The organism is Streptosporangium sp. NPDC001681 (genome assembly GCF_040298085.1).
GTDB lineage: Bacteria > Actinomycetota > Actinomycetes > Streptosporangiales > Streptosporangiaceae > Streptosporangium.
In genome coordinates this window covers 1-9168 of record NZ_JBEOZN010000218.1, presented here as the reverse complement: position 1 = coordinate 9168, position 9168 = coordinate 1, and the positions used below count along the sequence as shown (strand labels likewise).

Below are 9168 nucleotides of genomic sequence, written 5' to 3'. Positions count from 1 at the left end.
ACCTCGCCAGCGCCTACGAATCGGCCGGGGATCTGGGTCGGGCCATCCCACTGTACGAACAGAACCTCACCGACTCCATCCGGGTCCTGGGCGCCGACCACCCCGACACCCTGGGCAGCTGCAACAACCTCGCTGGCGCCTACCAAGCAGCGGGGGATCTGGGTCGGGCCATCCCGCTGTTGGAGCAGAACCTCACCGACTTCATCCGGGTCCTAGGCGCCGACCACCCCGACACCCTGACCAGCTGCAACAACCTCGCCAGCGCCTACGAATCGGCCGGGGATCTGGGTCGGGCCATCCCACTGTACGAACAGAACCTCACCGACTCCATCCGGGTCCTGGGCGCCAACCACCCCAACACTCTGTCTAACCGCAACAACCTTGCCTACGTCTACCAAGCGGCGGGGGATCTGGGCCGGGCCATCCCACTGTACGAACAGAACCTCACCGACTCCATCCGGGTCCTGGGACCGACGCATCCGCTCACAGGGGTCGTGCGAGAGAACCTCGACATCGCCCAAGATATCCGGTGAGCCGTGGCTGAGGAACGAAGCCGCGGATCGTCGATCGCCCCCAACCATCAATGGCAAAGTGCCACAGTCGGGCGATCGTGAGGGCGAAAGCAGTGCGGTGGTGCGTCGCATAGGTCGGCGCACGCGTTAGGCACGGCGGGCGCGCGGTGCGGCTTACGGCCCGGGACGCCGCCGGCCGGGACCGGCGCCCACGCCGCACGCCCGGGCGGCGGGCGGCAGAGGGCCGGGTACGGCGGCGCGGCGCGCCGCCGCTTGATACTTATGAGAACAATTCGGCAACGGGCTAAAGACAGGCATGTCAGGGCAGCGCAGAAGAGATGCTCGCTTATCTAAGCTGACCTGCTGAAGCAGGATCCCTGCGCACATCTCTCGTTCGCCACACCATCGCGCGGAAAGCCACCTGGGGCAAAGCGTTGCCAGCCCGAGCGCTGGAAGCGGTACCGCAGCATGACTTCCCGCTTTTCGAGCCAGGAGGAACCGTCCTGCATGGCTGATCTAGACCATGGTCAGGCACATGTGCATGGTGGCGTAGGTACGTCGGCGTGCAAGTTGTGCTCACATGCGCAGGATCGAAGATTGACTGATGGGTTCTCAACCGCCCCTAGTAGATGGAACTATACGGTGTGAAGTGGTGCTTGTAGGGCAAGTTGCATCGCTCTAGGAGTCATCGGCGAGCACTGTCAAGAAGTGCTCCCGGAACAAAACCTAGATAGGTGACCACGGAAGGGGGTCAACAGATGCAGTTCAGCGTCCTGCCCGCAGGGAGGCAATCAAGGCTACAAGGAGTGCCGCCAGGTTTCTATTTGATTACAGATAATTGGGATGATTGGTTCAAATATAACACTCAATATGATTTAGCTTACCAGGATGAAGACGGAGAAACAGTTTTCGTTGGACAGGTGAAAATTGGTCAATTCGCGATGCAGGAAGGTCAACGTCAACCTGACCTGCCTACCGAATTCCAGGAATTGGACAATCGATTCTTTTCCCTCGGACAGGATAACAGCTATTATCAGACACTAAACGAATTTGGCGCTGAATTACGAGACGAAGTTCTACGCGCCCTACGAGACGTCGCATACGATCAAGATTTGTTTCAACGATCCCTCAAGGAAGATGTCACAGGAGCCTCGCTACTGCGCTCCGTTCCGCGAGCCACGGTTGAAGGGCAGTTCCGTCGACTCGCTCACGGTGGTGTTCGGCTATCGCGGTATCACTTTACCTACACATCTACAGCTAGTAGACAAGAAGGTTTCGATCCAATTTCGTTAGAGTTTGACGTAACTCCCGATTCTCAACCACCCACCAACATTCATGTGTTAATTGGAAGAAACGGTGTCGGCAAAACCCATATTTTGCATCATATGGCGCGCGCGTTAGCCGACGTTCGCGCAAAAGAAGATGAAGTTGGCACATTTGAGATTGCTGGACATGGCAGCTTTACTAACCTTGTATCAGTAACCTTTAGCGCTTTCGACCCCTTCGAACCCATCAGCAATAATCGCAACAAAGTCGATGCAATACAATATTCTTACATCGGCCTAAAAACCATCGGGCGACCAGGAGAAAAGCGGTACCCCAAAGACTGGAGAGCTCTGTCTGCAGAGTTCGGTAAAAGCGTTAGAATATGTCTTCAAGGAGCGCGTCAGGTACGTTGGCGACGGGCTCTAGAGATGTTAGAAGCAGATCCGATATTCAGTGATGCCGGCGTTGCTTCTTTGGCTGATTCAGCAACCGATGACGAAGAACTAAAGAACCAAGCAAGCCAACTTTTCCGCCGTTTAAGTTCAGGACATAAAATTGTCCTTTTGACTATAACTCGCCTAGTAGAAACGGTAGAAGAGCGCTCTCTCGTGCTCCTTGATGAACCGGAAGCACATCTTCATCCACCTCTGCTAAGTGCTTTTACACGTGCCCTTTCGGATCTTCTAATCAATCGCAACGGCGTAGCCATCATCGCCACGCACTCTCCTGTAGTTCTTCAAGAAGTCCCCCGAAGTTGCGCCTGGAAGCTACGACGTTCTGGCCTGGATATTGTGGTTGAACGTCCCATGGTGGAAACATTTGGTGAGAATGTAGGGATTCTGACCCGTGAAATCTTCGGTCTAGAGGTGACTAGATCAGGATTTCATCGCCTTCTCAGGGACGCAGTTAGAGAAGGCGATACATATGAGCAGATCGTAGAGCATTTTGGGGGCCAGCTCGGTGGCGAGGCTCGGGGCCTTATTAGGGCGCTCATAGCAGCTAGAGAGGCGGAGAACGAACTTTAATGTGGCAGATTGACCCCCCCAGCTACACAGCAGCCTCAAGTTTTCGTGCCTGCATCAGCCGTGTCAGAAATAGGGATCTAAAAGAACGTCTGCATGACGTCGAGGGGAAAATTGTTTTAGCCGATCAAGATTATACAGCAGCCGCCAATAACGTCACTCTTCACTCTCTAGAACCGAAAAATTTCTCACTCGATCCAAGAGTAACCGGCCAGGAACTAATCGGTGTCTATAAAAACGGAATGGTGAGAAGAGGAGGTGGCGGCCGAAAGATTTATGACGAATTGATCTTGGCTGCAAAAGATGGCCGATGTCCACTCTGCGGACATCGGCAAGTTTCTACACTCGATCATCATTTACCAAAAACCATTTATCCTGCATTGGCGGTTAATCCGAACAATCTTATCCCTGCCTGCAGTGACTGTAATAAGATGAAATTAGACGCGGTCCCAGCATCCAGCGATCAGGAGACCCTTCACCCTTACTTCGACAATGTCGAAAATGATGCATGGCTGAGAGCAGAAGTCGTCGAGGTTACCCCGGCCGCCCTAAAATTCTACATTGATCCGCCGGATAGCTGGGATTCCACAATGGTGCGACGAGTGAATCTGCATTTTAAAACCTTCGGACTAGGAGGCCTTTATGCAGCCCAAGCTTCCTATGAACTAAGTAATATTAGATACTATCTATCCCAAATTTACGCGGCAGGGCCTACGGGTGGTACAGAAAGGGTGCGCAAGCATCTCAAGGACCAAGCACAGAGCCGCCGAAATGCCAATACCAATAGTTGGCAGACCGCAACCTATCAGGCATTAGCCGATAGCTTATGGTATTGCAGCGACGGATTCTCTATTTAGGCGAAGTATCGAGCGAATGATAGGTTGCTCATATTATGCAGCCAAAATCAGTTTGCGTTCGCTAACTACTTAGATCCACAGAACATCCTGGAGACCAAAAAGACGTCACGACAAAAAGGGATGGCCGAATATAGTACTTCAGAGCAGTCCTATTCTAGACAGTGAACGGGCTGCACTTCATTTATCCAGGCGTGAATTCAAAGCATTGAGGCAAACTACTAGCTCGGAGCACCTTCAAGATGATATTAATCTTGAAGGAGGTCCGAAAATGGATGAGTACGGGATCGAATCAGTATTCGAATCCGATGAACGCATAGATGAGGTCATTGAGCTCGGCAATCGTTCTCGAAGGACGATTGGCCTTCTTCCGCACTCTGCCTATTTTGAAGCCGCAAGGAAGGGCTGCCTTTTAGCTGCGGTCAAGGACAATAAGATTGCTGCCTATGCGTTATTCGGACTACCCAGAAACGAGATAACTCTTACTCATCTAGTAGTCGGTCAAGAACATAGGAAAAAAGGGTTAGCTCGTACGCTTGTTCGGCGGATAGCGGAACTCTATCCCAATCGCTCGGGAATTCGCGCTAGTTGCAGGGAGGACTATAAGATAAATGAGATGTGGAGCAGTTTGGGATTTTATCCACGTTCAGAGAAAACTGGACGAGGAGCGGATCGAGCTAAGGTCATAGTCTGGTATCGAAATAATCCTGACCATGTCGATCTATTTACTCCCGCGTTTGAACCGTTGATTAGAGCTTCCATTGAGTTTGATATTTTGCGTGACCTGCACGACAGGCCTCAACGGCCTGGGGCACAGGAAAGTTTGATCTTGGTTCAAGACCACCTTCTGGAGAAGCTTCAATTAATTACGACCCCTCAGCTCCACCGAGAAGTCAATAGCACCACTGATGACAGCCGTCGCAATAAGTATCGCTGGTCTCTCTCGCATGTGTATGCGAAAGCGCAATGCGACCATCGGCAGGCAGATATATTGACACGTAGATTAATCGACAGAGTTAACGAGGAAGGTGCCTTTACTTCACAAGACCACAAAGGTGCACGCTACTTAGGTGAAGCTGCAGCTTGCGGGGCAGATGTATTCGTTACACAAGACGACAGCCTAATATCAGCTTTCGGAAAGGCGGCAGATTCTGTTTTGGGAATAAGGATTCTACGTCCTTCTGACGTAGTCATTCGTATCGATGAAGTTTCACGAGCGGAAATATATCGCCCATCTGATATTTATGGAACTGGTTACTCTCGGGCTGAGGTCATGTCTGGGACTGAGGAAGAGCTCCTTGTCTTCCAGAACGTTACAGATGGTGAAGCCAAGCAGGAATTTTTGGACACTCTCCGCTCAGCTGGAATGGATCCTAGGCGCTGGAGTCGAACGCTGATTCGAGATGCAGATAACAGGCCTGTTCTTCTTTATGCATCAGGAATCGTCAATGACCAGCTCAACGTACCGTTGTTACGCGTAGACGGCCGACACCCTGTCAGTCCAACTTTAATTCAACACACGCTATTCGAGCTTCGTAGAGCATGCAGAGCGGAACGCCTGGAAGTTCTTTTTATTACCGATCGAAACTTGCCGTCTCAGGTTCGACGTGCCGCTCTATTGGATGGATTTGTAGAGACGAACGAGGCCCTCGTCGCCCTAGTTGTAGACAGTACTGGTGCGGCGTCAGAAGTCCTTGAGAAGACGCGTCAAGCAGGCAGGAGAGCGGGTATCGAAATAAATTTCGATACTGAATTAGAAATGGCTCGATTTGCAGCAGCGCAAGTGGAGCGGGCTTTTTGGCCAGCCAAGGTCATTGATTCACAACTTCCTACATTCATACTGCCCATTCGACCTGAGTACTCGTCAATACTTTTCGGAGAGCCTGCGCCGTTGCCACTCTTCAGAACAGAGAACTGGGGGTTGGGACGTGAACACGTTTACTATCGAAGCCCGTATGGACTTCGGCTGACAGCACCAGCTCGTATTATTTGGTATAAGAGTCAAGGAAAGGAACGAAGTGCAGCTGCAGTGATCGGTTGCTCTCTTCTGGAAGAAGTAGTAGTTGACGATCCCGTGAAGCTACATTCCCGATTTAGCAGACTAGGCGTTTGGGATCTCAAGCACATCGAGGGGGTAGTAAGAGATGGAAAGGCTCAGGCCTTGAGGTTCACCCAGACAGAGGTTTTTGATCGGCCTCTGGCCCGCAAGAGGCTCCAGGATGCCTTCGCCGGCGGGTCACTGACGGGCACGGTGCAGGGACCACGTAATATCAGTCCGCAACTGTTCGCGTCTATCTATCGGGAGGGCACCCGTGCAGGTTGAACATCCCAGAACAGTCCTGTTGGCTCTAAAGCCCAGGTTCGCTAACGCGATCCTGGACGGGAGTAAAACGGTGGAGCTACGGCGGCAGCGTGTCGGATTAACGCCCGGCACAGTTCTGCTGATCTACGCCAGTTCTCCAGTGATGGCAATCCTCGGCACCGCTCGTGTACGCAAGATCGAGCGGGAGAGACCAGAAGATATTTGGTCGCAGTATGCTGCTCATGTTGGACTACATAGAGATGAATATGATGCTTATCTAAAAGGAGTGGAGTTCGCCTCAGCTATAACACTAGAGCAGCCTAGCATTCTCGACAAGCCTATTACTTTGAAGGAACTGCGAGGCGAGCAGTCATTTCACCCTCCGCAGAGCTATTGTTTTATTAATCCTGAAGCTCCTGGTGTACTCGGAGCGCTAACAGCTGAACTTAGCGCTCGCTAGTTTGAAATAATGCGAGAACGCCTACAGAGCGCTCTAGCCGTAAATGTAAATAATTTTGAATGCCTTGTATGTTGCCGCCGATTAGCCGAGACAGGACCAGCTTGGAGAGGCCAGACCTCCAGCCCGGACCGGGTCAGTGGCTGGCTTGCGTGATGTCGTAGAAGATCGTCATCTGGACGAGTCGTCTTCATGATGACGTGTGGCTGTGTGCTCATGCCCGTGTACGTCGGGGATGTTGACCTGTAACTTCGCTGTGTGGCTACCAACGATGAGCAGACGCGCTGGATCGTGCACGGTGAGCGGCTGATCTACGACAACCGGTGGATTCGGCTGGGTCTCGTTGATGTTGCGATCCCGGATGGGGAGCGGTTCGAGCATCACGTGGTGCATCTGGATCGGGCGGCTATCGCGGTGGTGGTTGATGACCAAAACCGGGTGCTCCTGATGTGGCGGCACCGGTTCCTGGCTGACCGGTGGGGCTGGGAACTGCCTGGCGGGCTGGTCGATGCGGGCGAGGACGCCATGACGACGGCCGCTCGTGAGGTGGAGGAGGAGACGGGGTATCGGCCCAAGGAGATCGAGCACCTGATCACCTACCAGCCGATGGCCGGCATGGTCGACTCAGAGCACAACCTGTTCCTCGTGCGGGGTGCCGAGCTGGTCGGGAGCCCGACGGGAGAGATTGAGGCCGATCTCATCGAGTGGGTACCGATGTCGGAGATTCCGGCGATGATCGCTCGCGGTGATATCTGGACGTCGGGGACGTTGATCGGTCTGTACGCGGCACGGGAGCGGCTCAACAGCGGGTAAGGGGCTTAGCGGAGTGAGCGCTTGACCGCTCGGGCGAGTTCCTCGATGCGTTTGCGCTGGCGGCGGGAGCCGGTCATGGTCGCGAGTTGCTGAGCGCGTTGGATGTGGGGTTGGGCCGCGTCGGGTTCTCCCCTGGCCAGAAGAGCATGACCCAGGTCGCAGCGGACTCCGGATTCGGCGCGGTTGTAGGTGCCGTCCATCCCCGCCAGGGCGGAGCGCAGATCTTCGACGGTGCCGGGGTCGCCGAAGCGCACCAGGCAGTTTCCGCGCCAGCGGGCGAGGTGGTGAGCGTCCAAGGAGAGGTACGGCATGCTCACATCGGCCTCCCCATTCGGTAGAAGTGCGGCGGCCTGGTCGAGGGCCGCGCGGCAGGTGGTCTCATCACCGAGGGTCGCGGCGGCTTCGGCCTCGGCTGCTGACAGCCAGGTCCGTAACAGGTTGGGGATGCGTTCGCGGTGGGTGGCGTGGATGTACTGGAGTAGCTCGGTGGCTTCGGCCGGCCTGCCTAGTTCCATCAGGACATAGGTCTGTTCGGCCGATACGTAGGCGAGAACGGCGGGATCGTCGGCTTCACGGGCGGCGGCTTTGGCCTGCTCGTAGTGATCCCAGGCGTCGTTGAGCGCACCGGTGTGGATGGCCTGCCATCCGGCTAGGGATGAGGTCTCGGCCAGGACGTGGGCGAGCTGGGCGCGGATGCCGGGCCGTACCGCGTGGCGGTGGGCGCGTTGCACCTGGGCGATCTGAGCGCGCATCTTCTCGGCGATGGCAACCCCACCGACTCGGCGGTCCATAAGGCGCAGGTTGTTGGTCTCGGTGGTGAGGATCATGACCATGACCGGGTCGATGGCAGTAGCGGCTTCGATCCGGGAGGTCAGCTCGTCGGCCTGCTCCTGGTGGTTGTCACTGTGATCCCCGGTGGGAGAGGCGAGATCGAGCGGGGCCAGGCCGAAGAGCATGCGGGCATGATCGGGCAGGCCAAGGCCGGTGGCAATGCGCTCGTAGACCTCCAGGTCAGTGACCTGGCGTCGCCCTCGGACGATCAGGCTCACGTGGCCCTGGGCTATTCCGGTCGCCGTGCTGAGACGGATCTGGCTTGCTCCGCTGTACTTGACAGCCAGGTTGAAAAGCCCCATCACGTCACGGTTCTTAAGGATTTCTTGGCTTTCGTCGCTGTCCCAGACCCGTGCCGGAATCTCGATTGGATTGAAAGCGTTCCCGTGCATTCCATCCTCCGGTCATCGGTTCCGAAGTGGCGCATCACCGCAGAACGGGACTCTATATTCTCGGTGGTATACCTGCGCGGGATAGGGCGGAAAAGTTCTCCCGGACATTCTTTCCGGCATGACAACACCGGTTAAATGCACGGAGTGCGACGGGCGCGGCTGGAAGATCGTCACCCGCCGTGGATGCGTGGCGGCCATGGGCCTGCACCTGGAACTCTCGGCGCAGGAGGACTGCATCTACTGCGGCGGCACCGAACAGCTCGTCGAAAGGTTCGAGTGGGAGGTGTTCATCACCTCTGGCGGAACCGACGAGCTCGGACCGTGCGGGATCAGTTCGGGGCAGGCCACGGCGATGGACACGCTGCGCACGGAGCTGCGGCGGATGGAGTCGCCCTCGACGGTCTGGGGTCGCATCACGCATCGGGTCTACGACTTCGGCACCGTCTCCGATGACTGGGCACGGCGGGTGATCTTTCACGCCACCGTGGACCTGGCCGGGTCGGTGCGTTTCGAGCGGCAGGAATCATGAGCGAGAATCCTCCCCGGCGGGGAGTGTCATGCATAGCGCATCATCTCGTACCGGCTGCTCCCGGATGCATGCCTTTGACCTGGAATAGGTCGCGGCGTTTCGGGCGGGTTCGGGTAGTGGCCTGGACCTGTCATGAGCATCGGGTGACGTTTTACGAATTGTGCGATGCGGGCGGGCTGTCGTTCATTCG

Annotated in this window: 8 protein-coding genes; 7 read left to right on the top strand and 1 reads right to left on the bottom strand. The window is 55.5% G+C overall.

The genetic code is table 11. The features are described 5' to 3' along the window. The 6 genes from ABT130_RS45850 to ABT130_RS45825 form a co-directional block, all read left to right on the top strand. On the top strand, nt 1-533 hold a 533-nt coding region (locus ABT130_RS45850), incomplete at its 5' end, for a tetratricopeptide repeat protein (protein ID WP_350966236.1). A 737-nt stretch (nt 534-1270) separates the two neighbouring features. Continuing rightward, nucleotides 1271-2803: an AAA family ATPase gene (locus tag ABT130_RS45845; RefSeq protein WP_350966235.1), complete on the top strand. Its 1533-nt coding sequence runs from the start codon at nt 1271-1273 to the stop codon at nt 2801-2803. Further along, the gene (locus ABT130_RS45840) at nt 2803-3657 is read left to right on the top strand and encodes an HNH endonuclease (RefSeq protein WP_350966234.1); all 855 of its coding nucleotides are present in this window, start codon (nt 2803-2805) and stop codon (nt 3655-3657) included. Before ABT130_RS45845 ends, ABT130_RS45840 begins: the two co-directional genes overlap by 1 nt. Before the next feature lie 268 nt (nt 3658-3925). Beyond that, on the top strand, nt 3926-5977 hold the full coding sequence (locus ABT130_RS45835) for a GNAT family N-acetyltransferase (protein WP_350966233.1): 2052 nt from the start codon (nt 3926-3928) through the stop codon (nt 5975-5977). Next, complete coding sequence (locus ABT130_RS45830; RefSeq protein WP_350966232.1) at nt 5967-6416, top strand: ASCH domain-containing protein; 450 nt, start codon at nt 5967-5969, stop codon at nt 6414-6416. The genes ABT130_RS45835 and ABT130_RS45830 overlap by 11 nt, the downstream gene beginning before the upstream one ends. A 255-nt stretch (nt 6417-6671) precedes the next feature. Beyond that, nucleotides 6672-7226: an NUDIX hydrolase gene (locus ABT130_RS45825; RefSeq protein WP_350966231.1), complete on the top strand. Its 555-nt coding sequence runs from the start codon at nt 6672-6674 to the stop codon at nt 7224-7226. A 5-nt stretch (nt 7227-7231) separates the two neighbouring features. On the opposite strand, the gene ABT130_RS45820 is transcribed toward ABT130_RS45825, so the two are convergent. Further along, nucleotides 7232-8359: an NsdA family TPR-like regulatory protein gene (locus ABT130_RS45820; protein ID WP_350966230.1), complete on the bottom strand. Its 1128-nt coding sequence runs from the start codon at nt 8357-8359 to the stop codon at nt 7232-7234. 208 nt (nt 8360-8567) lie between these two features. Between ABT130_RS45820 and ABT130_RS45815 the strand changes: the two genes are divergently transcribed. Next, nucleotides 8568-8978 carry a hypothetical protein gene (locus tag ABT130_RS45815; RefSeq protein ID WP_350966229.1) on the top strand — a complete coding sequence of 137 codons (411 nt, stop codon included), beginning with the start codon at nt 8568-8570 and terminating at the stop codon, nt 8976-8978. The last annotated feature ends 190 nt before the right edge of the window (nt 8979-9168 follow it).